The organism is Azospirillum endophyticum (assembly GCF_016595245.1).
GTDB lineage: Bacteria > Pseudomonadota > Alphaproteobacteria > Azospirillales > Azospirillaceae > Azospirillum > Azospirillum endophyticum.
On record NZ_JAENHM010000087.1, the window covers coordinates 40,019 to 61,915 of the forward strand.

Annotated in this window: 20 protein-coding genes and 1 tRNA gene; 11 read left to right on the forward strand and 10 right to left on the reverse strand. The window is 69.0% G+C overall.

Going from position 1 to position 21,897, the window contains the following annotated elements; genetic code table 11:
* Positions 1-2: 2 nt before the first annotated feature.
* Both JHL17_RS34175 and JHL17_RS34180 read right to left on the reverse strand, forming a co-directional pair.
* On the reverse strand, positions 3-1,454 hold the full coding sequence (locus JHL17_RS34175) for a DHA2 family efflux MFS transporter permease subunit (protein WP_200199119.1): 1,452 nt from the start codon (positions 1,452-1,454) through the stop codon (positions 3-5).
* Positions 1,455-1,743: 289 nt separating this feature from the next.
* Complete coding sequence (locus tag JHL17_RS34180) at positions 1,744-2,535, reverse strand: enoyl-CoA hydratase/isomerase family protein (RefSeq protein WP_200199120.1); 792 nt, start codon at positions 2,533-2,535, stop codon at positions 1,744-1,746.
* A gap of 200 nt (positions 2,536-2,735) precedes the next feature.
* Here JHL17_RS34180 and JHL17_RS34185 point away from each other — a divergent pair.
* The 4 genes from JHL17_RS34185 to purH all read left to right on the forward strand — a co-directional run bounded on the left by JHL17_RS34185 (position 2,736) and on the right by purH (position 7,963).
* Positions 2,736-2,810, forward strand: a tRNA-Gly gene (locus JHL17_RS34185).
* Between the two features lie 161 nt (positions 2,811-2,971).
* Positions 2,972-4,267 carry an RsmB/NOP family class I SAM-dependent RNA methyltransferase gene (locus JHL17_RS34190; RefSeq protein WP_200199121.1) on the forward strand — a complete coding sequence of 432 codons (1,296 nt, stop codon included), beginning with the start codon at positions 2,972-2,974 and terminating at the stop codon, positions 4,265-4,267.
* A gap of 167 nt (positions 4,268-4,434) precedes the next feature.
* Entirely contained in the window at positions 4,435-6,087 is a 1,653-nt protein-coding gene (locus JHL17_RS34195; RefSeq protein WP_200199122.1) for a heparinase II/III family protein, read from the forward strand.
* 271 nt (positions 6,088-6,358) lie between these two features.
* Positions 6,359-7,963: a bifunctional phosphoribosylaminoimidazolecarboxamide formyltransferase/IMP cyclohydrolase gene (gene purH / locus JHL17_RS34200; RefSeq protein ID WP_200199123.1), complete on the forward strand. Its 1,605-nt coding sequence runs from the start codon at positions 6,359-6,361 to the stop codon at positions 7,961-7,963.
* A 148-nt stretch (positions 7,964-8,111) separates the two neighbouring features.
* Here the strand turns inward: purH and JHL17_RS34205 are convergent, their stop codons facing one another.
* The 5 genes from JHL17_RS34205 to JHL17_RS34225 form a co-directional block, all read right to left on the reverse strand.
* Positions 8,112-9,008: an RNA polymerase factor sigma-32 gene (locus JHL17_RS34205; RefSeq protein ID WP_200199124.1), complete on the reverse strand. Its 897-nt coding sequence runs from the start codon at positions 9,006-9,008 to the stop codon at positions 8,112-8,114.
* Between the two features lie 286 nt (positions 9,009-9,294).
* The gene (locus tag JHL17_RS34210) at positions 9,295-10,275 is read right to left on the reverse strand and encodes a hypothetical protein (protein ID WP_345773936.1); all 981 of its coding nucleotides are present in this window, start codon (positions 10,273-10,275) and stop codon (positions 9,295-9,297) included.
* Positions 10,276-10,495: 220 nt separating this feature from the next.
* Complete coding sequence (locus JHL17_RS34215; RefSeq protein WP_014248912.1) at positions 10,496-10,996, reverse strand: CarD family transcriptional regulator; 501 nt, start codon at positions 10,994-10,996, stop codon at positions 10,496-10,498.
* Between the two features lie 367 nt (positions 10,997-11,363).
* Complete coding sequence (gene fdxA, locus JHL17_RS34220; protein ID WP_200199126.1) at positions 11,364-11,696, reverse strand: ferredoxin FdxA; 333 nt, start codon at positions 11,694-11,696, stop codon at positions 11,364-11,366.
* Between the two features lie 209 nt (positions 11,697-11,905).
* Entirely contained in the window at positions 11,906-12,814 is a 909-nt protein-coding gene (locus JHL17_RS34225; protein ID WP_247894022.1) for a LysR family transcriptional regulator, read from the reverse strand.
* 175 nt (positions 12,815-12,989) lie between these two features.
* Between JHL17_RS34225 and JHL17_RS34230 the strand changes: the two genes are divergently transcribed.
* Both JHL17_RS34230 and JHL17_RS34235 read left to right on the forward strand, forming a co-directional pair.
* Positions 12,990-14,204 (forward strand): YbfB/YjiJ family MFS transporter, encoded by a 1,215-nt coding sequence (locus JHL17_RS34230; protein ID WP_200199127.1) that lies wholly within the window; start codon positions 12,990-12,992, stop codon positions 14,202-14,204.
* Between the two features lie 117 nt (positions 14,205-14,321).
* Positions 14,322-14,732, forward strand: a complete 411-nt coding sequence (locus JHL17_RS34235) for a CBS domain-containing protein (RefSeq protein ID WP_200199128.1) — start codon at positions 14,322-14,324, stop codon at positions 14,730-14,732.
* A gap of 47 nt (positions 14,733-14,779) precedes the next feature.
* On the opposite strand, the gene JHL17_RS34240 is transcribed toward JHL17_RS34235, so the two are convergent.
* On the reverse strand, positions 14,780-15,499 hold the full coding sequence (locus JHL17_RS34240; RefSeq protein WP_200199129.1) for a TerC family protein: 720 nt from the start codon (positions 15,497-15,499) through the stop codon (positions 14,780-14,782).
* A gap of 188 nt (positions 15,500-15,687) precedes the next feature.
* Positions 15,688-15,945, reverse strand: coding sequence for a hypothetical protein (locus JHL17_RS34245; RefSeq protein WP_200199130.1), 258 nt, complete (start codon positions 15,943-15,945; stop codon positions 15,688-15,690).
* 346 nt (positions 15,946-16,291) lie between these two features.
* Here JHL17_RS34245 and nhaA point away from each other — a divergent pair, with 346 nt between their 5' ends.
* From nhaA to JHL17_RS37815, 5 genes are all read left to right on the forward strand, one after another.
* Positions 16,292-17,494, forward strand: coding sequence for a Na+/H+ antiporter NhaA (gene nhaA / locus JHL17_RS34250; RefSeq protein ID WP_200199131.1), 1,203 nt, complete (start codon positions 16,292-16,294; stop codon positions 17,492-17,494).
* A 161-nt stretch (positions 17,495-17,655) separates the two neighbouring features.
* A complete protein-coding gene (locus JHL17_RS34255) occupies positions 17,656-18,093 on the forward strand; it encodes a DUF4112 domain-containing protein (protein ID WP_200199132.1) in 438 nt (145 codons plus the stop codon).
* Positions 18,094-18,161: 68 nt separating this feature from the next.
* The gene (hemN, locus tag JHL17_RS34260) at positions 18,162-19,589 is read left to right on the forward strand and encodes an oxygen-independent coproporphyrinogen III oxidase (RefSeq protein WP_200199133.1); all 1,428 of its coding nucleotides are present in this window, start codon (positions 18,162-18,164) and stop codon (positions 19,587-19,589) included.
* Positions 19,590-20,136: 547 nt separating this feature from the next.
* Positions 20,137-20,577: an SH3 domain-containing protein gene (locus JHL17_RS34265; RefSeq protein WP_345773937.1), complete on the forward strand. Its 441-nt coding sequence runs from the start codon at positions 20,137-20,139 to the stop codon at positions 20,575-20,577.
* Positions 20,578-20,699: 122 nt separating this feature from the next.
* A complete protein-coding gene (locus JHL17_RS37815; RefSeq protein ID WP_200199135.1) occupies positions 20,700-21,608 on the forward strand; it encodes an ImuA family protein in 909 nt (302 codons plus the stop codon).
* 7 nt (positions 21,609-21,615) lie between these two features.
* Here JHL17_RS37815 and JHL17_RS34275 read toward each other — a convergent pair whose 3' ends face one another.
* The gene (locus JHL17_RS34275; protein ID WP_200199136.1) at positions 21,616-21,810 is read right to left on the reverse strand and encodes a hypothetical protein; all 195 of its coding nucleotides are present in this window, start codon (positions 21,808-21,810) and stop codon (positions 21,616-21,618) included.
* Positions 21,811-21,897 lie beyond the last annotated feature (87 nt).

Sequence of the window (21,897 nt, forward strand, 5' to 3'; positions counted from 1 at the left end):
GTTCAGTCGGCAGCGTCGGTCAGGGCGGCGGCCTTGACCGTTGCGCTGCGGGCGTCACCCTGAACCGTGTTCGGGCGGGGATTTCCGATATGCCCGCTGATCTCGTCGCCGGCATCGGCAGGCAAGCGCCAGAAAGGCAGGCTGGAGGCGCAGGCCATCAATCCCACCGTCACGAAGGCGGGAACGAAGGAGGCGGGGGTCAGCGTGCCGCTCCACTGCACGGTCAGGTGCAGCGCGGTGGCGCCGACGGCGACGCCGAGGCTCAGCGACAGCTGCTGCATCACGCTGGCCAGCGTGTTGGCGCGGCTGGTCATCGCCTGCGGCACTTCGGCGTAGCTCAGCGTGTTCATGCCGGTGAATTGCAGCGACCGGAAGAAGCCGCCGAGCAGCAGCGCGCCCAGGATCACCAGATGCGGCGTGTCGGGGCGGAAGGCGCCGTAGCTGGCCAGGATCGCGCCGCTGACGACGGAGTTCAGCGCCAGCACCAGACGGAAGCCGAAGCGCCGCAGGATCGGGCCGGCCAGCGCCTTCATGGTCAGCGCCCCCGCCGCCCCGGCGAAGGTCAGGGCGCCCGACTCGAAGGCGGTCAGGCCGAAGCCGATCTGCAGCATCACCGGCATCAGGAAGGGCACGGCGCCGATGCCGATGCGGAACAGCGTTCCGCCCAGGACGGAGGCGCGGTAGGTCTGCAGACGGAACAGCGACGGGTCCAGCACCGGCCGCGCCACCTGGCGGGCATGGCGCAGGTAGGCCAGCGTCGCCAGCAGCGCCACCCCCAGCAGGATCGCCACCGCATAAGCCGGCAGCAGGTCGCGCCCGACATTCTCGAAGCCGAACATGAAGGCGGCCAGCGCGACGGAACTCCACAGGAAGCCGCGGGCATCGAAAGGATCGCGCTGCTCCTCCTTCAGGTTGGGGATCAGCGCCAGCACCAGCGCGATGCCGACCAGCCCGATCGGTATGTTGATGAAGAAGATCCAGCGCCAGGAGGCATAGGTGGTGATGGCGCCGCCGACCAGCGGCCCCAGCGCCGGCCCGATCAGCGCCGGCAGGGTCATCCGCGCCATGGCCGTCACCAGCTGGTCCTTCGGCACGGTGCGCAGCAGGATCAGCCGGCCGACCGGCACCATCATCGCGCCGCCCAAGCCCTGGAGGATGCGGGCGGCGACCAGCTCCGCCAGCCCGTTCGACAGGCCGCAGGCGACGGAGCCCGCCATGAAGACGCCGATGGCGCTGGCGAAGACGGTGCGCGCGCCATAGCGGTCGGCCGCCCAGCCGCTGACCGGCAGGAACACCGCCAGCGCCAGCATGTAGGACGTCATCGCCAGGCTGAGCCGCAGCGGATCCTCGCCCATCGACTGCGCGATTCCCGGCAGCGCGGTGGCGATCACCGTCGAGTCGAGGTTTTCCATGAACAGGGCGCAGGCGATGATCAGCGGGGTGGCGCGCGACATGACGGACCGTCAGGCAGGGAGCGGAATCCCCTCAATGTGAGGCGTCCCGCCGCATTGACCATCGCACAGGCGAAAGCCCTGCCATGCATAAGCGCGGTTGGAGGTGCCCGCTTCTTGGGAAGAGCGAGTTCGGCGGACAAGATCGACACGGATGTCACGTTGCTCAGGTTCTTGCCTGCCGGGAGAGGCCGGAGCGTCCCCACGATCAAGAAAAATCCGTGTAATCCGTGTCTAAATCCGTGACATCCGTGTCGATCCTGTGAACCGCGACGACACTTTCTCCCCAGGGTCAGCGCCCCGTGAACACCGGCTTCCGCTTCTCCAGGAAGGCGCGGTAGCCCTCGCGGAAGTCTTCGGTGCCGAAGCAGCGGTAGCATTCGGCGATCTCGGCCTCGTCCAGCGGTGCCGGGTCGGACAGGCGGTGGACATAGTGCTTGTGCAGGGTCGCGGCCAGCGGCGCGCCGGCGGCGATGCGCTGGACGGTGGCGGTGATCTCCGCCTCGAAGCCTTCGTCGGCGACGACGCGGTGGACGAGCCTCTTGTCCTTGGCCTCGACGGCGGCGAAGACGCGGCCTTCCAAAAGGATTTCCAGCGCCGCCGGGCCGCCGGCGACGTCGGCGACCAGCTTCAGCTCCGTCGGCCCCATCGAGATGCCGAGCCGGCTGACCGGCACGCCGAAGCGGCTGCTTTCCGAACAGACCCGGAGGTCGCAGGCCAGCGCCACCGCCAGGCCGATGCCGCAGCAGGGACCGTCGATGGCGGCGAGCACCGGGTGGCGCAAGGTGCGCAGACCGTCCAGCCCCTCGTCCATCAGGTCGCCGTAGCCGGCGCCCTGTTCGGGGGTGTTGCGCTCGCTTTCGAATTCCGAGATGTCGGCGCCGGGAGAGAAGCTGCGCAGTCCGGTGGCGCCGGGACCGCCGCGCATCACCACGACGCGGGTTCCCTCGTCGGCCTCCAACGCCGCCAGATGGCCGATCAGGGCGTGCCACATCGGCTTGTCGAAGGCGTTCAGCTTGTCCGGGTTGGACAGGGTCAGGGTCGCGACGACTCCATCGCGGGTCAGGGTGATGGTGCCGGCCATGCCTCAGTCTCCATCCGTTGCCGTATGGCGGCACACCATAGCGCCCCGTCCGGGGGACGCAAGGCACCCGGTGCCGCGGCATGGAGAGGGTGCGCGAAAGGGGAAGGGGCGCCTTCGGCAAAAAAGTGCGAGGCCGGCGAATTTTCCTCTTGCGGCAAAGGCCGTGTTTCCGTAGAAAGCGGCTCCCGGACGACGGGAGCGCGGGCGTAGCTCAGGGGTAGAGCACAACCTTGCCAAGGTTGGGGTCGAGGGTTCGAATCCCTTCGCCCGCTCCAGTTCTCCGGTGAAGCGAAGATCCAAGGGCCGGGCGGCGACGCACCGGCCCTTCGCTTTTCGGGGCTTGGCCTTTCCCTCTCGATGTCCTGGAAACAGGCTGTTTGAAATCGTCGGCCATCCCTTATCGACACTGGCCGTCCGGCGCGCTAGATCCATGCTCATGACCGACACCTCCCTCGCCGCCCGCGGCGTTGCGCTCGACCTGCTGCGCGACGTGCTGCGCAAGTCCGTTCCCTTCGACGACGCGTTCGACGCGCATCCCGAACTGGCGGCGCTGCAGCCGCGCGACCGCGGCTTCGTCCGCCTGCTGGTCGCCACCGTCCTGCGCCGGCTGGGCCAGATCGACGAGATGATCCAGGCCTGCCTCGCCAAGCCGGGGCTGCCCAAGGCCGCCATCCACGACATGCTGCGGCTGGGCACGGCGCAGCTGGTGTTCCTCAACACCCCCGCCCATGCCGCGGTCGACACCGCGGTGGAACTGGCCGCCGCCCGCAACGCCGCTCCCTACAAGGGGCTGATCAACGCCGTGCTGCGCCGGATCGGGCGCGAGGGCGCGGAGATGGCGGCCCGGCAGGACGCCGGACGGCTGAACACGCCGGACTGGCTGTGGCTGTCCTGGCGCTCCGCCTACGGCACCGCCCGCACCCGCGGCATCGTCGAGGCGCATCTCCACGAGGCGCCGCTCGACATCACGGTGAAGTCCGACCCCGCCGGCTGGGCCGAGCGGCTGGGCGCCACCCTGCTGCCGACCGGATCGCTGCGCCGCCCGCCCGGCGGGTCGGTGATCGAGCTTCCGGGCTTCGAGGACGGGGAGTGGTGGATCCAGGATCTCGCCGCCTCGCTGCCGGCCAAGCTGTTCGGCGATCTGGCGGGCAAGCGCGTGTTCGATCTCTGCGCCGCTCCCGGCGGGAAGACGGCGCAGCTGGTGGTGCAGGGCGCGCAGGTCACCGCCATCGACCGGTCTGCCCGCCGACTGGAACGGGTGACGGAGAACCTGAAGCGCCTGAGGCTGGAAGCCGAGGTGCTGGCCACCGACGCCGCGACCTGGGAGCCGGAGGAACCGGCCGACGCCGTGCTGCTCGACGCCCCCTGCTCGGCCACCGGTGCGATCCGGCGCCATCCCGACATCCTGCGGGTCAAGACGCCGGACGACATCGCCAAGCTGACCCGCGCCCAGTCGCGGCTGCTCGCCCGCTCGGTCGAGCTGGTCAGGCCCGGCGGCACTCTGATCTACTGCACCTGCTCCATCCAGCCGGAGGAAGGGGAGGCGCAGGTCGCCCGCCTGCTGGAACAGGATCGACGGGTGGAGCGTTGGCCCGTCACCGCCAACGAGCTCGGTGGCCTGTTGGAGCCGATCAACGAGGCTGGCGAGGTCCGCAGCCTTCCAGGCATGCTGGCCGATCTCGGCGGGATCGACGGCTTCTTCGTGGCGCGGCTCCGCCGCCGTCCGGACTGAGGCCACTCACCCGGGCCGCGCTGCGGGATAAATCCCAGGCCCGCCTTGCGATGCGGGCGGCGAATTGATACGACACGAGTCATGCTTCCGTCCGCGTCTTCCCGCACCGCATCATCACCCTCCGCCGGCCGTCGACGCCGCTCGCGGTCCTGAAGGAGTCGGCGCTGATGGGCGACGGAAACGGACGGTTTCGCAGCGGCGTGGCGCGCCTTGCCTATGGCAATCCCCTCTATGCCCTGATGCTGGGCGGCAAGGCGCCGGGGGCGCTGGCGGTGATCCCGCCCGATCCCTGGCCGGGCGATACCGACAACGGCAATGCCATCCTGGCCGGCCGGATGGGCTTCGCCGGGCAGGTGGTCATGGTCGACCCCAACGGCGCCCCCAATTGGCGGCCGCAGGGTACCGGCCCCGGCTGGCTGCGCACCGCCCATGGCTTCGAATGGCTGCGCGACCTGCGCGCGATCGGCGGCGACACGGCCCGGCGCCGGGCCCGGGTGCTGGTGTGGTCGTGGCTGGACCAGAATGGCGGCTGGCACGCCCAGAGCTGGGCGCCCGACGTGCTGGGCGTGCGGCTGGCCAGCTGGATCGGGTTGCATGACTTCTACTGCGCGTCGGCCGACGACGAGTTCCGCGCCCGCGTGTTCGAGAGCATGGCGCGCCAGCTCCGCCACCTGCTGCGGGTGGCGCCGGCCAAGCTGGATGGCGAACGGCTGATCGGGGCGATCAAAGGGCTGCTCTATGGCGGCTACTGCCTGCCCGACCAGGACAAGGCGGCGCGGGAGGCGTTGCGCCTGCTCGACAAGGAGCTGCCACGCCAGATCCTGCCCGACGGCGGCCATGTCGAACGCAACCCGTCGATCCAGATGCGGGTTCTGCGCGACCTGATCGACATGCGCGCCGTGCTGCGCGTCGCTCGGGAGGAGGTGCCGGAAACCCTCCAGCATGCCATCGACCGCATGACGCCGGCATTGCGCTTCTTCCGCCATGTCGACGGCCGGCTCGCCCTGTTCAACGGCGGGCGGGAGGAGGATCCGGCGCTGATCGACACGGTGCTGGCCCAGGCGGACGCCCGCGGCCGTCCGTTGAAGAGCGCGCCGCACACCGGCTTCGAGCGGCTGCTCGCCGGGCGCACCCTGGTGCTGCTCGACACCGGCGCGCCGCCGCCGGAGGGGCTCGACCGCAGCGCCCATGCCGGCACCCTGTCGATGGAGGTCTCCGTCAACAAGGAGCGGCTGATCGTCAACTGCGGCAGCCATCCGTCCCAGCGCGGCCCCTGGCGCGCGGCGCTGGCCGGGACGTCCGCCCATTCGACGATGGTGGTGGCCGACACCAACTCCTCGGAAGTGCTGGAGAAGGGCGGGCTGGGCCGCCGGCCGTCGAATGTCAGCTGCGAACGCCAGGAATCCGACGGTGCCATGCTGGTGGTCGCCAGCCACAACGGCTACAGCAAGGGCTTCGGCCTGCTGCACCGCCGCCGTGTCTATCTGGCCGATAACGGCGAGGATCTGCGTGGCGAGGACACGCTGGAGCCGGTGATCGGCGCCACGCCGCAGCCGCAGTCCTACGCCATCCGTTTCCATCTGCACCCCAATGTCGATGTCGTGCCCGTCCAGGGAAACGATCAGGTGCTTCTGCGCCTGCCCAGCGGCAATGCCTGGCGCATGCGGGTGACCGGCGCGGTGCTGGAGGTGGCGGAAAGCGTCTATCTCGGCAGCGGGGACGAGCCGCGCCGCACCCGGCAGATCATGATGCAGGGACAATGCGGCCCCGAAGGGCTGACGGTGAAATGGGCCTTGCGCCGCGAGCGCAAGGCGGCGTAAATCCCGCCCATCCGCGGTGGCCGGGCCTATTTCCTTAAGGAGAGGGCGTGGAAACACGGATGAACACGGGATTTCAGGGCACGGACGCCCACGGAACTCTTCACGCCGTGCTTATCCATGCCCGTCCGGGCCGAGATGTCCGGGCGGGCGGGGATAAGCACGGTTGAACGGCATTTCCGTGGCCGTCCGTGCTTTTCTTCTTCCGTGCTTGTCCGGGTCTCCCCGGTTGCCTGCGGCTTAACGCACCCTCCGCAGCGATCAGGATGACGCCATGAGCCCGCCCAAAGCCAACCACGCCCCCGCTCCCGACAAGGTCCGCATCGCCCGCGCCCTAATTTCCGTGTCCGACAAGGCCGGGCTGGTGGAGCTGGGCAAGGCGCTCGCCGCCCGTGGCGTCGAGATCCTGTCGACCGGCGGCTCGGCCCAGCGTCTGGCCGAAGCCGGCGTCCCGGTCAAGGAGGTCTCCGACCACACCGGCTTCCCGGAGATCATGGACGGCCGCGTCAAGACGCTGCATCCGCGCGTCCATGGCGGCATCCTGGCCCGCCGCGACATCCATGCCGACGCGATGGCCCGGCACGACATCCCCGGCATCGATCTGGTGGTGGTCAACCTCTACCCCTTCGAGGCGACGGTTGCCAAGGGTGCGGCTTATGACGACTGCGTCGAGAACATCGACATCGGCGGGCCGGCGATGATCCGCGCCGCTGCCAAGAACCATGATTTCGTCACCATCGTCACCGAGCCGTCCGACTACGAGGCGGTGATGGGCGAACTGGCGGCCCATGACGGCTGCGTCACGCTGGCCCTGCGCCGCCGGCTGGCCCAGCGCGCCTATGCCCGCACCGCCGCCTACGACGCCGCCATCTCCACCTGGCTGGCCGGCCAGCTGGGCGAGACCTTCCCGCCGCGCGCCACCCTGTCGGGCGCGCTGGCCCAGACCCTGCGCTATGGCGAGAACCCGCACCAGCAGGCGGCCTTCTACGTCACCGGCGAGAAGCGTCCGGGTGTCGCCACCGCCGTGCAGCTGCAGGGCAAGGAACTGTCCTACAACAACCTGAACGACACCGATGCCGCTTTCGAGTTGGTGGCGGAGTTCGAGCAGCCGGCCGTCGCCATCATCAAGCACGCCAACCCCTGCGGCGTCGCGCAAGGCTCCTCCCTGCTGGAGGCCTACCGGTCGGCCCTGCTCTGCGATCCGGTCAGCGCCTTCGGCGGCATCATCGCCGTCAACCGCAGCCTGGATGCCGAGACGGCCGAGGAGATCTCCAAGCTGTTCGCCGAGGTGGTGATCGCGCCGGACGCCGACGAGGCCGCCCGCGCGCTGCTGGCGACCAAGAAGAACCTGCGGGTGCTGCTGACCAGGGACGTGCCGAACCCGGCCGAGCCCGGCATGATGGTCAAGCAGCTGTCGGGCGGTTTCCTGCTGCAGAACCGCGACAGCGGCCGCGTCGACCCGGCCGCGCTCAAGGTCGTGACGAAGCGCGCGCCGACCGAACAGGAGTTGGCCGACCTGCTCTTCGCCTTCCGCGTCGCCAAGCACGTCAAGTCGAACGCCATCGTCTACGCCAAGAACGGTGCCACGGTGGGGGTGGGCGCCGGCCAGATGAGCCGGGTCGACAGCGCCCGCATCGCCGCCATCAAGTCGGCCGAGGCCGCCAAGGCCGCCGGCCTGCCGGAGCCGCTGACCCAGGGCTCGGTGGTTGCGTCCGACGCCTTCTTCCCCTTCGCCGACGGCTTGCTGGCGGCGGCGGAAGCGGGGGTCACCGCGGTGATCCAGCCGGGCGGCTCGATCCGCGACAACGACGTGATCGCCGCCGCGGACGAGAAGGGTCTGGCGATGGTGCTGACCGGAATGCGGCATTTCCGGCATTGAGGTGGCGATGGGGTGGGGAAGTTGGACCCCCACCCTAACCCTCCCCCGCTGGGCGGGGGAGGGAACTCCGCCGCACTTCAGCAACGGTCCTGGCTCCCTCCCCCGCCCAGCGGGGGAGGGTTGGGGCGGGGGCAAACAGTGCGCCCCCTTACGCCTCTGCCAGCAGGTCGTCGGAATCCTCGACCCGCTTCAGCATCGACTGGCGCAGTTTCAGCAGGGCCCGATGCTCCAGCTGGCGCACGCGCTCCTTGCTGACGCCCAGCTCCCGGCCAAGCTCTTCCAGCGTGGCGCCTTCCTCGCGCAGGCGGCGTTCGCGGATGATGGTGCGTTCGCGCGGGCTCAGTTCGCCCAGCGCTTCCGCCAGCCATTGCGAGCGGGTGTTGGCGTCGCGCATGCCGATCACCACGTCCTCGGGCGAGGGGCGCTGGTCGGCCAGGAAATCCTGCCAGTCGTCGTCGGAGCCGTCGGCCACCGGCGTGTTCAGCGACTGGTCGGAGCCGGACATCCGCATCTCCATCGCCTCGACTTCCGACACCTCGACCTTCAGTTCGCCGGCGATCCACTCGCGGCCTTCCCTGGTCAAAGGCGCGCCGCTGCCGTTCTGGGTGGCGCTGTCGATCTTGGCGCGCAGGCGGCGCAGGTTGAAGAACAGGGATTTCTGCGCGGCGGTGGTGCCGGTCCGCACGATCGACCAGTTGCGCAGGATGTAGTCCTGCATGGCCGAGCGGATCCACCAGGCGGCATAGGTGGAGAAACGCACCTCGCGGTCGGGTTCGAAGCGGCTGGCCGCCTGCATCAGCCCGACATTGCCCTCCTGGACGAGATCGCCCATCGGCAGGCCGTAATTGCGGAAGCGCGACGCGGTGGCCACCACCAGGCGGGTGTATGCCCGAACCAGATGATGCAGGGCGCGTTCGTCGTTGCCCTCGCGCCATTTTCGGGCGAGATCGAATTCATGGTCGCGCGACAGCAACGGTTCGCGCATGGATGCCTTGATGAAGCTCAGATTAGCACGCTGAGTCTCCGGATCGTCGATGTATGCCATCCGTCCCTTCCTTCCCGTCTGGGCGGCATCGTGTTCCTTCGCATATCCCCGTACTGCCGGGTCTTCGCCGCTTTGCCGCCTGCCCCCGGTCGATGCCGTCGGGTTAAACAACAAGCATGGGCGCGCCCTGTTGCGGAATCATACGCAGGTGTAGGGGGGGTGGATCACAAGGGGCGGGGAAATTTTGCCGGCGGCCTGTCGTAGGCCTGCCGGGTGGTTGCCGGACGGCTGGCTGGCCCCGTCCACGGGAAGGGGATGGCTGGGGCAAGCTGGACCTAAGGATGGGTCACGCTTGGAAAAGGTCCAGCATCTCGCCGAAAGAATCGAAGCAGGCGCAGACGAGGTAGCCGCCGCGGCCGCAGCCGCCATCTAGCGTCACCGTCACCGGCCCGACATCCACGCCGGGACTTTCCGGCGACCAGCTGGGGTCGTAGCCGCGCACCAGGCGGCGGAAGCCGCCATAGGGCTGCTCCAATCGGGCGAAGGCGGCGCTGCCCCACCAGAAGGCGTCGCCCTGGCCGGTCAGCGGACGGCGGGGGTCGATGCCGGAATTGACCAGCAGCAGGCTTCCGCCGCCCCGGTTGCTGCCGGTCCAGCCATCGTCGTTCGAAGCCCCGTCCGGCGCGCCGGCATTGGTGACCCCGTCCTTTCCGGGCCCATTCTTTCCAGTCTGGCCGCCGGTGTAGGCGGCCCGACGCAGTGCGTTGAACAGCGCTTCATGTCCGGGTCTCGCGGCCACCGCCTGCCGCAACTCGCGCGTCCAGCGCCCCAGCATCACCGCCCCGCCGCGTGCCGCCGCCATTCCGGCATCCTGGTTACCGCCATAGGCGGCCAGCGTCGGCGCCACGCCCTGGCGCAGCATCCAGTCGAGCACGGTGCGCGGGTCGGGAGCGAAGTGGAGTTGCAGCAACTTCTGCCACATCTCCTCCTGCTGGCCGCGCAGGTAGACGATGTCCGATGCGAACATGCCGGGCAGCGCCAGCAGCGCGATGCGGAAGGCCAGCAGCCGGTCGACGGTTTCCACCACGCTGGCGCCGAAGCCGATCATGTTGCCGAGATAGACCAGCCGGTCGCCGGGGCGGAAGCGCTGGCCGATGGCTTGGTGGATCACGTCCAGCCGCTCGGGCTCGGCATGGATGGCACCGATGGCCCAGACACGGCGCGGGCGGCCGAGCGAGGCGAAACGGCTGCCGTCCTCGACGGTACCGACGACGGCTCCGGCATGCCGGTTGGCTTGGCGGCCGGGAAGATCAAGGCGTGGTGGCAAACCCAAACTCGATCCCCCAACTCGGTCCGCTTGGACATCTTGCGTGGAGCCGCATCCCGAGCCGTCGCGGCGGACGCCCGCCGGGGGCCGGGGCTGGAAAGCGGCGGGGAGTTTAGGCGTGTCACGTCATGGAAACAAAGGTGAAAAACGAGACGGGCGCGCGGCGTGACGTAGCAGCCGCGCGCCCGTTCGTGTCACGGACGTATGAGGGAAGACCCGATCAGGCGGCCTTGGACAGCACCGACTCCAGACGCTCCGTCGCCTTGGTCTCGTCGATCTTCTCGACGGCGGCCAGTTCGCGGGCCAAGCGCTCCAGGGCGGCCTGGTAGATCTGGCGCTCGCTGTAGGACTGGTCGGACTGGTCGGCACCGCGGTACAGGTCGCGCACCACCTCGGCGATGGACACCGGATCGCCGGAGTTGATCTTGGCCTCATACTCCTGGGCGCGGCGGCTCCACATGGTGCGGCGGACGCGCGACCGGCCCTGCAGGGTCTCCAGCGCGACCTTGATGCGGTCCTTGGAGGACAGGCGGCGCAGCCCGGCGTTGCGGGCCTTGGTGACCGGAACCTTGAGCGTCATGCGCTCTTTCTCGAACGTGATCGCGTAGAGTTGAACCTCGAGTCCGGCAATGCTGTGGGTCTCGATCCCCTCGACCCGACCGACGCCATGAGCCGGATAAACGACGAAGTCACCGGCTTCGAAGTCAAGCTTGTTCGACATGTGGATTGGCTCTCACTTCTCGCGATCACGCCATTTTTGCCGCCCCGGTGGAAGGGACGAAAAAGGACCCCGGACAGTTATGGCGCCGTGGGGATGGGACCCATCCACGACGATCACAAAAGCCACGAGTCCTGGAGCAAAGGGAAAACCGGCAATGGCGCGACGGCCGGCCCCGGGCGCACATTATATCGATGTTACGCCCGAGTTACAAAGGGAACGCGCAACCATCGGGCGGAAATCGTCCATCGCCCGGCCATGGCCGCCCCGTCGATTTTGCATGGCAACATCGGCGTATGCAATCGGTTGATGTGGCCCGACTCGATAAATCCGGCTTGGAAAAAGCCGGGCCGCATCCGCTGGTCTGGTCTCAGCCGCCCGCCTTGGGCGAGAAGAACTTCTCGAACTTGCCGTCGACACCCTTGAACTCGTCGGCGTCGGCCGGCGCGTCCTTCTTGCGGGTGATGTTCGGCCATTGGCCGGAATAGTCGCGGTTCATCTCCAGCCACTTGGTCGCACGGTCGTCGGTGTCGGGGACGATCGCCTCGGCCGGGCATTCCGGCTCGCACACGCCGCAGTCGATGCATTCGTCCGGGTGGATGACCAGCATGTTCTCACCCTCGTAGAAGCAATCCACGGGGCAGACTTCGACGCAGTCGGTGTACTTGCACTTGATGCAGCCGTCGGTGACGACGTAGGGCATGATCTCTTCTCCGCTGTTCCGGCCGACGGTGCCAGCCGCGCGTCCGTGGTCCCGCTCTCGCCCATCGGGGCCGATCGGAGCCGTTTCCCGGGAATGGGCACGCGCAGGGCATCGGGCCGGATGGCAAACCCGCGCCTGCCTAGCACGCCGCCGACGAGCCGTTCAACCCCGCGCGTGATGTGGGCGGCCCTGTCGCACCCCTGGCGGCATCATTCAAGGGCCGGGCAAGGGCCGGGGCAAGGCCCGGTCAGGGTCAGGGCCTGATGCCGGGCTTCGGAAAACGCCTCCAGGAAGGCGCGCAGGCTGCCGGTCTCGATGGCGTCGGCGCGGCGCACGAACTGGGTCGGCATGCGGGCGAGGGCATCGGGCAGCGGCCGGGCCGCCAGCAACTCGCGCCAGGGGTCGCGCTCCACCACCGACCGCGGCATCACCGTCACCCCCATGCCGGCGCCGACGCAGCCCAGGATGGCGTCCAGCGCCCCGAACTCCATGACCCGGAAGGGCACGCGGCCGGCCTCGCGCATCGCCATCTCCGCCCGGCCGCGATAGGCGCAGGCGCGGCCGAAGGCGATCAGGGTGCGGCGCGCGGAATCGGTGGTCAGCCCGGCGGCGGGTTCGGCCAGAACCAGCTCCTCGTCGAAGATGCGCCGGGCGACCAGGTCCGGGTGGGCCACCTCGCCGCCGACGAAGGCGCCGTCCAGCCGTCCGGCCAGCACGTCCGCCAGCAGGACCTCGGTCGGGCCGGGGGCGATGGTCAGTTCCACGTCGGGATGGTCGCGGTGGAAGCGGGCCAGGATCGGCGGCAGCCGCACCGCGGCGGTCGATTCCATGCTGCCCACCGCCAGCCGCCCGCCGTGCCCGGCGGCTTCCGCAACCGCGTCGCGGGCCTGGGCGACCAGCCGCAGCACCCGGTCGGCATAGCCGCTCAGGACCCGGCCGGCCGGCGTCGGCTCCATCCCGCGGCTGAAGCGCCGGAACAGGTCGACGCCCAGATCCTCCTCCAGCCGCTTGATCCGCGCGGTGACGTTGGACTGCACGCAGTTCAGCGTCTCCGCCGCCCGGCTGACGCTGCCGGTGTCGGCCACCGCCTTGACCACCCGCAAACCGGCCAGATCCATCGCTCGCTCTCCCTCGCCGCAACGCATACCACCCATCACTGAAAGTGGAGCTTATCATCAGAACAATTCATTGGAAATGAGGGCTGTGCCGCGGCGATGATGGATGTCAAATCAATCGGCTGGCCGAACGGTTCCTGGTCAAACGAGCCGGCCGAAAACCGAGAGGGCGTGGATCATGGTTCGGGTGCTGGTCGGCGGCCTGATCGGGCTTGCCATCGCGATGGGGATCGCGCGTTTCGCCTTCACCCCGATCCTGCCGGCGATGCAGGACGCCACCGGGCTGCGGGCTGATGGCGCGGGGCTGCTCGCCTCGCTGAACTATCTGGGTTATTTCGTCGGGGCGCTGGGCGCCGGGCTGGTGCCGCACGGCGCCACGCGAACCGCCGTCTTCCGGCTGTCGCTGGTGGTCAGCGTCGCCACCACCGCGGCGATGGGGGGCGATTTCGGCGATGCCGGGCAGGCGATGCCGATCTGGTTAGTCCTGCGTTTCCTGTCTGGGGCATCGAGCGCCGGCATCTTCATCCTGGGCATCGCCATGGTGCTGGACACGCTCGCCCGCGGTGGCGGGGAACGGCTGGCCGGCTGGCTCTACACCGGGATCGGGCTGGGCATCGCCTCGTCCGGACTGTTCGTCGCGCTGTTCGGCGGGCAGTTGGGCTGGAACGGCGACTGGCTGGCGCTGGGGGCGATCTGCGCCGTGCTGGGGGTGATGCCCGGCCTCTGGGTGCGCGATCCGGCCCCGCAACGCCCGGCGGCTGCGGCGAAGGCGGAAGGGGCCTCCCCGGCGCGGACGGGCAGGCTGTCGGCGCCGCTGCTGCTGCTGACGCTCGCCTATTTCCTGGAGGGCGGCGGCTATATCGTCTCGGCCACCTTCCTGGTGTCGATCCTGAAGACCGATCCCGGCACCGCAGCGATCGGCGAGGCCGCCTGGATGGTCGTCGGGATCGGAGCGATGGGGGCCGGGGTGTTCTGGGCCGCCGTCGCCCGGCGGTCGAGCAGCTGGTGGTCGCTGATCCTGGCGCACCTGACGCAGACGGTGGCCATCCTGCTGCCGATGACCGGCTCGCCGACCGCTTCCGTCATCTCGGCGCTGCTGTTCGGCGGCACCTTCGTCGGCATCGTCTCCCAGGCCTTCGCGCTGGGGCGGCAGCTGTCGGCCGGCGCGTCGGCGCGGGTGGTCGGGGCGCTGACCGCTGCCTACGGGCTGGGGCAGATCATCGGGCCGTTGCCGGCCGGTCTGGTGGTGACGCGCACCGGCAGCTTCAACGCCGCGCTGCTGGGGGCGGCCGGCGCGGTGATGCTGGGGACCTTGCTGCTGGCGCTGGGCATGGTGATCGCCGGGCGGCAGGCATCGGCCGGGCCGGCATTCGCCTCATCCAAAGCTTCGTAAGTATTCGTAAGGTCTGCCTGCGACAATCGGCGGCGCATTTTCAGCATTGCCGTTGTTCTCCCCGATCGTCCGCTTTGGCTACAGTCTAGCCTGCAACAACCAGACCCCGGGGGAGTCATGAAACGCAAGCTGGTTCCGGACGTCGTCAAGTCGCAGGAACTGATCCTGGTACCGGAGGACACCTCCGTCGCCACCGTGTCGAAGATGATGGCGGACAAGAACATCGGCGCAGTGCTGGTGGTCAACCACGGTGCCTTGATCGGTATCGTCACCGAGCGCGACCTGAACAACAAGGTGCTGTCCAAGGACCTCGACCCGTCGGCGGTGGAGGTCGGTGCGGTGATGACCCGCAACCCCGACAGCCTGCCGCCCGATGCCGACGCGGTCGACGCGCTGACGCTGATGCACGACAAGCATTACCGCCATCTGCCCATCACCCAGGGCAAGCGCGCGGTCGGCATCGTGTCGATCCGCGACCTGGTCAAGGTCGCCTACGAGCATCTGATGGCCGAACGCGCCAAGGCGTGACCGGGGAGATGAAGGGGGCGACGCTTTTCGCGCCGCCCCCTTCATCGTCAATGTGCCGCGCTTCGCTTGCGCCGGGCCAGCAGGTTCAGCGCTTCCACCAGGGTGGAGAAGGCGATGGCGAAGTACAGGTAGCCCTTGGGAATGTGGAAGCCCAGGCCGTCCGCCACCAGCGCCACGCCGACCAGCAGCAGGAAGGACAGCGCCAGCATCTTCACCGTGACGTGACGGTTGACGAAGTCGCCGACCGGGCCGGAGGCGAACAGCATCACCGCCATGGCGATGACGACGGCGGCGACCATCACCGGCAGATGGTCCGACATGCCGACGGCGGTGATGACGCTGTCGAGCGAGAAGACGATGTCCAGGAACATGATCTGGACGACGACCGAGGTGAAGGTGGCGTGCTTGGGCGCCGATCCGCCTTCCTCATGGCCTTCGACGGTGTGATGGATCTCCAGCGTGCCCTTGGCCAGAAGGAACAGCCCGCCCAGGACCAGGATCAGGTCGCGTCCCGAAACCTCCCAGCCGGCGACGGTGAACAGCGGCTGGGTCAGTTGCGCCACCCAGGCGATGGAGGCCAGCAGGGCCAGGCGGGTCAGCAGTGCCAGCGCCAGGCCGACGCGCCGCGCGCTGTGCTGCCGTTCTGGCGGCAGCTTCGATGCCATGATCGAGATGAAGATGATGTTGTCGATGCCCAGCACGATCTCCAACGCGGTCAACGTCAGAAGGCTGGCCCAGACATTCGGGTCGGCGAGCAGGTCGAGCATGAAGGGGCGGGGCTCCGGCGGTCAAATGGGGGCAGTCGACATGGCTGCACGCCGGCACCGCGGGCGCCAGCGTGACCGCGACGACATGAGGCCGGCCGCGGCCCGCTGCAAGAGGGGCCAGTTCCATTTTTCCGCCATTCTGCCGCTTTGTTACCGCCGCTTCCCCGCCGTTCCGGGGGGTGTCCGTTTCATCTCCAGGAGGCGGCGGTCCGCTGTCCGCCCGCTGTGGCGGGGATGCGGCCGAAGGCGGCCGAATCGGTTTGCTCCCCCTCGTGCCGCTCGACGGTCCGTCGGGTTGCCGTCCTGCTGTCGGTCCGATCGCTCCAGGCACGCCGGCGGATCGCCATCTGAAGCCGGCAATCCTGGGAGCAGTAGAACGGCGCAGGGCCGCGGGCGGACGTGCGGATGAACGGCCTGCCGCAGCAGGCGCAGTAAAGCGTGGTCATGGTCGTTTCCTCCGGAACCGGCGGCCGTTTCCCGGCCTTGCCCAGGGCCTTGTGGCCGATTGCCTTGTGGCTGATCGTCCATCGGCCCTGCTGATGCTGTTGGGCGAATTGTGTCGGCTGGCTTCAGGCATCGCCAGCGATCAAAAGACATAAGCCCGACTCACTTCAAGTATTCGAGGTCGGAAATCGGAGCGGCAGCAGCAGCTTAGATGCTGAGGCGCGTCAATTCGCCGCGATGCTCTGCTGCTCTTCCGCACGGGGATTTTTCCGACCTCAGCGTCTTCCAACGAAAGCCTGACGGTGCCATCTATTCCTTTCGACCAAGAGCCCGGAAAGACGAGACACGATGACGTTGAGACGCCTCGCCACCTTCCTGAAAACCGAGAGCGCCAGCGGCGTGGTCCTGATGGTTGCGGCGGTGCTCGCCCTGCTGTGGGCGAATTCTCCGGCGGCCCCGCTGTACGACACGATCCTGGCGACGAAGGTGGCGGTGACGGCAGGTGGCGCCGGTCTGAACAAGCCGCTGATCCTGTGGATCAACGACGGGCTGATGGCGATCTTCTTCCTGCTGGTCGGGCTGGAGATCAAACGCGAGGTGCTGGAAGGCGAATTGTCCAGCCCGGCCAAGGCGATGCTGCCGGGCATCGCGGCGCTGGGCGGCATGGCGGTGCCGGCGCTGGTCTATTGCCTGTTCGCCCAGGCGGAGCCGGGCGCCCTGCAGGGCTGGGCGATCCCGGCGGCCACCGACATCGCCTTCGCGCTGGGCGTGCTGGCCCTGCTGGGCAACCGCGTGCCGGGCAGCCTGCGCGTCTTCCTGCTGGCGCTGGCGATCATGGACGATCTGGGCGCCATCGTGATCATCGCCGTCTTCTACAGCCATGGGTTGGTGCCGCTGGCGCTGGGGCTGGCGGCGGCATCGGCCGTCGGGCTGTGGCTGCTGAACCGGGCGGGGGTGCGCTCGCTGTCGCCCTATCTGCTGCTGGGGCTGGTCCTGTGGGTGTGCGTGCTGAAATCGGGCATCCACGCCACGCTGGCCGGCGTGGTGCTGGCCCTTGCCATTCCCTTGCGGGTGGAGGGCGGCGACGGCAAGCGGGCCGAAGACGCGCCGCTCTATCGCCTGGAGCATGCCCTGCATCCCTGGGTCGCCTTCCTCATCATGCCGGTCTTCGCGCTGGCCAATGCCGGCGTGCCGCTGGACGGCATCACCCCGGCCAGCCTGCTGGAACCGGTGCCGCTGGGCATCGCGCTCGGCCTGTTCCTGGGCAAGCAGACGGGCGTGTTCCTGGCCGTGTGGGTCGCCGTGCATGTCGGTGTGGTCGAGCGGCCGGCGCGCGCCAGCTGGGGGCAGATCTACGGCGTCGCCGTGCTGACCGGCATCGGCTTCACCATGAGCCTGTTCATCGGGACGCTGGCCTTCGCCGATCCGCAGCACGCGGTGGCGGTGCGGCTGGGCGTGCTGACCGGTTCGCTCGTCTCGGCGCTGGTCGGCTATGCACTGCTCCATGCGGCCGGAACCAGGCGGGCGCGGGCGGCTGTCCCTGCGGCCTGAGGGGGGCGGTGCCGGGATCATCGTCACCGGCGATGTCACGCAATATCCATCGGGCTCATGAACTTTGTGGCCGATGGCGGAACCGGCGGGGGCATCCGCGGGTTCTTTCCTTGCGGGACGTCGCGCGGCAGGCGCGGGACCGACGGATCGGGGGACATGCGATGATCGACGCCATGCGCACACGCCGGCGCGCCGTTGCCGAAGCCCCCCCGACGGAGGGAGCCGGCGGTTCCATCCCCATGGATTTCCAGCGGCTGGAGCGGCTTCGCCGCTTGGCCCGGCTGATGGACACCCGCTGGCGCATCCCCTTCACCCGCATCCCGGTCGGGCTGGACGGCATCGCCAGCCTGGTGCCGGTGGCGGGCGACACGGCGACCGCGCTGGTTTCCGCCTACATCATCGTCGAGGCGTCCCGCTTCGGCCTGCCCAAGGCGTTGGTGGCCCGCATGGTCTTCAACGTGCTGCTGGACTGGGCCGGCGGGTCGGTCCCGGTGCTGGGCACCGTGTTCGACATCGCCTTCAAGGCCAACCGGATGAACCTGAACCTGCTGCACGAGCATCTGGAGCAACGTCTGGCCGCAGCTGCGGCGAAGCGCTGAAGAGGCGGTCCCCACGGTCTTGACGTGGATCAAGGCGGGGGTAGGGGGACTGCGGCACTCTGTCGCTCATGAACGCCATCTCCGCTCTGGCCGTACAGCCGGCCCCCGCCGCCCCGTCCCTCTCCCACGGTGTCGCCCATGGCGTGGATGCCGCGCTGCTCGCCAAGTATGACGGGTTGCGGGTGCCGCGCTACACCAGCTACCCGACCGCGCCGCACTTCACGCCCGAGGTGAACGGCGACGTCTATGGCGGCTGGCTGGAAGCGATCGATCCGACGCGGTCGGGATCGCTCTATCTGCACATCCCCTTCTGCCAGAAGATGTGCTGGTACTGCGGCTGCCACACCAAGATCGTCGCGCGCTACGCCCCGATCGCCGAGTATCTCGGCCACCTGCGGCAGGAGATCGCCATGGTGGCCGACCGCATCCCCGGCCGGCTGGCGGTGCGCCACATCCATTTCGGCGGCGGCACCCCGACCATGATGGCGCCGGACGATTTCGAGGCGATGATCGCGCTGCTGCGCACCCGCTTCGACGTCGCCGCCGATGCCGAACTGGCGGTGGAGATCGACCCCCGCACCCTGACGGCGGAGATGGCGGCGGCGCTGGGCCGCGCCGGGGTCAACCGGGCCTCGCTGGGCGTGCAGGATTTCGACGAGACGGTGCAGCAGGCGATCAACCGTGTCCAGCCGCGTGCCGTCACGGAACAGGCGCTGGCCTGGCTGAAGGAGGCCGGCATTGCCAGCGTCAATCTGGACCTGATGTACGGCCTGCCGCACCAGTCGGTGGAGAGCGTCACCCGCTCCGCCGGGATCGCGCTGGAGATGGCGCCCGACCGGCTGTCGGTCTTCGGCTACGCCCATGTGCCGTGGATGAAGACCCACCAGAAGAAGATCGACGAATCGGCGCTGGCCGGCTCGCTCGGCCGGTGGGAGCAGTTCGCCGCCATTGCCGACACCCTTTCGGCCGCCGGCTACAGCGCCATCGGTCTCGACCATTTCGCCCGTCCAGGCGACGAGCTGGCGGTACAGCAGGAGGAAGGGCGGCTGGGCCGCAACTTCCAGGGCTACACCACCGACGACGCCGAGGTGCTGCTGGGTTTCGGCTCCTCCTCCATCGGCGCGCTGCCGCAGGGCTATGTTCAGAACGCCGTGCCCTTCGACCAATACGCCACGGCCATCGAGGAAGGCCGCCTGCCCACCGGCAAGGGCATCGCGCTCACCGCGGACGACACGCTGCGTCGCGACCTGATCATGCGGCTGATGTGCGACCTGTCGGTCGATACCGCCGCCATCGCCCGCGCCCATGGTCTGGCGGACTCCACCTTCGACACGGAACTGGAGGGTATGGCCGATCTGGTCGCCGACGGCGTCGCGGTGGTGGAAGGGAGGCGCGTTCATGTGCCGGAGAGCGCCCGCCCCCTGATGCGCATCGTCGCCGCCCGCTTCGACGCCCACCTGTCCAAGGGCGCCGGTCGGCACAGCCGGGCGGTCTGAGAGCAGAGCCGAAAAGTTTCGACTTTTCGGCTCTGGTACGGCCGCGACTGCGGCCGCGCGGGCACATGCCCGCGAAGCCAAGGCCCGCGGAAGCGGGCCGCCCGGCGTCTGAGGGGCCGGAAAGTGCCGCCCAAAGGTCGGAACTTTCCGGCATTGGTATGAGAGCAGGCTCTCCCCCTTTCTTGCCGAAAGGAAAAGGCGGCAAGCGACACCCGCCTGCCGCCTTTTCCCGTATTTTCCCGTAGCGCGCATCCGGACCCATGAGGCTGCGCGGCAACCTCGCTGCTCTCCGAGGGCGCCGTCGCGATGTTCGAGATGTGCGAGGCGGCCAGGACTCCGGCGCGAGACGGTGCCGGAAAAGATCGTATTTGCGCCGATTTTTCCTGATTGGGGGACGCGCCTCAAAAAGCGCATAGCGACTCCGAGTGCGCTGCGGTGGCGAAGAGGGAGCCGCGTCCTGTATGGTCGCGCCGAAGGTCCATATCCTCCCTGTCCCCCTATCCCTTCAAAGCACCGATCCATCTCAAGGTGAGCGATGTTCCGGCGTGTGCGTTCCCTTCCGCTGATGGTGGCTCTGGCCACGCTGATGGTTCCCGGCTGCATGCCGTACCAGCGGATCCCGAATCCGCCGACCGTGCGCACCGCGCCCGCTACCGGAACCGGGCTGGAGCCGATCTATGGGGAATGGCAAGTGGACAAGCCGACCCCGGCCTACGCCCAGCCGTCGGCCGGTGCCGGCGTCATCGCCACGCTGGGGACGGGGCAGGCGGTGACCACGCTGGGCCGGGTGCGCAACAGCGACTGGGTGGCGGTGAAGGCCGGCGGATCCACCGCCTATGTCCGCCTGCACCTGCTCAGCCTGAAGGGCACCACCCCGCGCGGCAGCCGCGGCACCTCCACCACCCTGGCGAAGCCGGTGGACAATGCCGGCCCGACCATCAAGGCGGCCCCGCGCGGCAAGATCGGCGCCACGCCCATCGCCAACTGAGACAGGGCCGAGAAAGCCAGGGCAATCAGTCACAGAACAAGACGGAAATCCCGGACTCCCCCTCGACATGGCTCCATGATAGAACATATCAGGAACATATGCCTGTCGAGCGGAGCCGGGTCATGCCTGTCCTGTCGCCCCTTTCCCAGCCTACGCAAGCTGAGTCACGCGACCGAGTCGGCGTGCTGGCCGATCTGCGCGCACGCATCCGCCGGATCGAGGGGGCGGGTGGCGAGGGCGGGCGGACGCTGCCGTTCGGGATCGCTTCCGTAGACGGCCATCTGCCCGACGGCGGGTTGCCGTTGGGCTGCCTGCATGCGGTGACAACGGAAGATCCGGGGGCTGGCACCGGGTTCGCCGCGGTGCTGCTGGCCCGGTTGGCGACGCCGAAGGCGCCGGCTCTGTGGATCCTGCGCGGGCGCGACCTGTATGCCCCCGGGCTGGCGGCCTATGGGCTGATGCCCGACCGGCTGGTGGCGGTGCGGGCGGTGCGGGCGGTCGATGCGCTGTGGGCGATGGAGGAAGCGCTGCGCTGCCCGGCCCTGTCGGTCGTGCTCGGCGAGGTGGAGGGGCTGGATCTCACCGCCAGCCGGCGGTTGCAGCTGGCTGCCGAGTCGTCGGGAGTGACCGGCGTGTTGCTGGAGTCGAGCGCAGGCATGCCGGGAGGCCGAATCAAGGGCGGACGGGCGGAGGGGCTCAGCGCCGCGGTCACCCGCTGGCGCCTGAACGCTGCCCACAGCCTGGATGAGGAGGATGCCGCCCCGCACCCGGCCGGAGGCCTGCCGGGGCTGGGAGCGCCACGCTGGTCCGTCGCGCTGGAGCGCTGCCGGGGCGGACGCCCGGGCAGCTGGACCCTCGCCTGGGATGGTGAGGGCTGGCGCGACGTGGGGAGCGGGAGTGGAAGCGGCCTTGGGCAAGCCGCGGATGGCGACCCGGGGCTATGGCCGGCCCGGCAATCGATGTCCGACAAGCGACAGAGTCGCCGACAGGATCGATCGTCGGATCACCGCAACCCGGCTGTCGCGCGGTGAATGCCGATCAGTAGGTGGTCGCCCAATCCGGCTCACGGCGGGCGGGCTGCTCCGCTCCGTCCGGTTCGGTCATCCAGCGCGGGTCATCCGCATCCATTGGCGCATCCAGCGGGGCGTAGAGCGGCAGCTGGCGGGCGAATTCCGCGCTGTCGGCATCGCGGCGCTGCTTCAGCAGGCGGTCGGCAAGGTGGGCGGGCAGCATGGCAGGTCTCCTTCTGAGCGCCGGATGGCACCGCGGATCAGCCTGCAAGGCCGGTCCTGGCCCACCCGTCGTCCTGTTTGCCTGGAT

What these genes read in the sequence shown, in the direction of transcription:
- JHL17_RS34195 (WP_200199122.1), top strand. Translation starts at nt 4,435, where the DNA reads ATGGGCGACGGAAACGGACGGTTTCGCAGCGGCGTGGCGCGCCTTGCC.
- JHL17_RS34255 (WP_200199132.1), top strand. Translation starts at nt 17,656, where the DNA reads ATGATCGACGCCATGCGCACACGCCGGCGCGCCGTTGCCGAAGCCCCC.
- JHL17_RS34175 (WP_200199119.1), bottom strand. Translation starts at nt 1,454, where the DNA reads ATGTCGCGCGCCACCCCGCTGATCATCGCCTGCGCCCTGTTCATGGAA.
- JHL17_RS34190 (WP_200199121.1), top strand. Translation starts at nt 2,972, where the DNA reads ATGACCGACACCTCCCTCGCCGCCCGCGGCGTTGCGCTCGACCTGCTG.
- hemN (WP_200199133.1), top strand. Translation starts at nt 18,162, where the DNA reads ATGAACGCCATCTCCGCTCTGGCCGTACAGCCGGCCCCCGCCGCCCCG.
- JHL17_RS34225 (WP_247894022.1), bottom strand. Translation starts at nt 12,814, where the DNA reads ATGGATCTGGCCGGTTTGCGGGTGGTCAAGGCGGTGGCCGACACCGGC.
- JHL17_RS34180 (WP_200199120.1), bottom strand. Translation starts at nt 2,535, where the DNA reads ATGGCCGGCACCATCACCCTGACCCGCGATGGAGTCGTCGCGACCCTG.
- JHL17_RS34235 (WP_200199128.1), top strand. Translation starts at nt 14,322, where the DNA reads ATGAAACGCAAGCTGGTTCCGGACGTCGTCAAGTCGCAGGAACTGATC.
- JHL17_RS34230 (WP_200199127.1), top strand. Translation starts at nt 12,990, where the DNA reads ATGGTTCGGGTGCTGGTCGGCGGCCTGATCGGGCTTGCCATCGCGATG.
- JHL17_RS37815 (WP_200199135.1), top strand. Translation starts at nt 20,700, where the DNA reads ATGCCTGTCCTGTCGCCCCTTTCCCAGCCTACGCAAGCTGAGTCACGC.
- fdxA (WP_200199126.1), bottom strand. Translation starts at nt 11,696, where the DNA reads ATGCCCTACGTCGTCACCGACGGCTGCATCAAGTGCAAGTACACCGAC.
- nhaA (WP_200199131.1), top strand. Translation starts at nt 16,292, where the DNA reads ATGACGTTGAGACGCCTCGCCACCTTCCTGAAAACCGAGAGCGCCAGC.
- JHL17_RS34215 (WP_014248912.1), bottom strand. Translation starts at nt 10,996, where the DNA reads ATGTCGAACAAGCTTGACTTCGAAGCCGGTGACTTCGTCGTTTATCCG.
- JHL17_RS34275 (WP_200199136.1), bottom strand. Translation starts at nt 21,810, where the DNA reads ATGCTGCCCGCCCACCTTGCCGACCGCCTGCTGAAGCAGCGCCGCGAT.
- JHL17_RS34245 (WP_200199130.1), bottom strand. Translation starts at nt 15,945, where the DNA reads ATGACCACGCTTTACTGCGCCTGCTGCGGCAGGCCGTTCATCCGCACG.
- JHL17_RS34205 (WP_200199124.1), bottom strand. Translation starts at nt 9,008, where the DNA reads ATGGCATACATCGACGATCCGGAGACTCAGCGTGCTAATCTGAGCTTC.
- JHL17_RS34240 (WP_200199129.1), bottom strand. Translation starts at nt 15,499, where the DNA reads ATGCTCGACCTGCTCGCCGACCCGAATGTCTGGGCCAGCCTTCTGACG.
- purH (WP_200199123.1), top strand. Translation starts at nt 6,359, where the DNA reads ATGAGCCCGCCCAAAGCCAACCACGCCCCCGCTCCCGACAAGGTCCGC.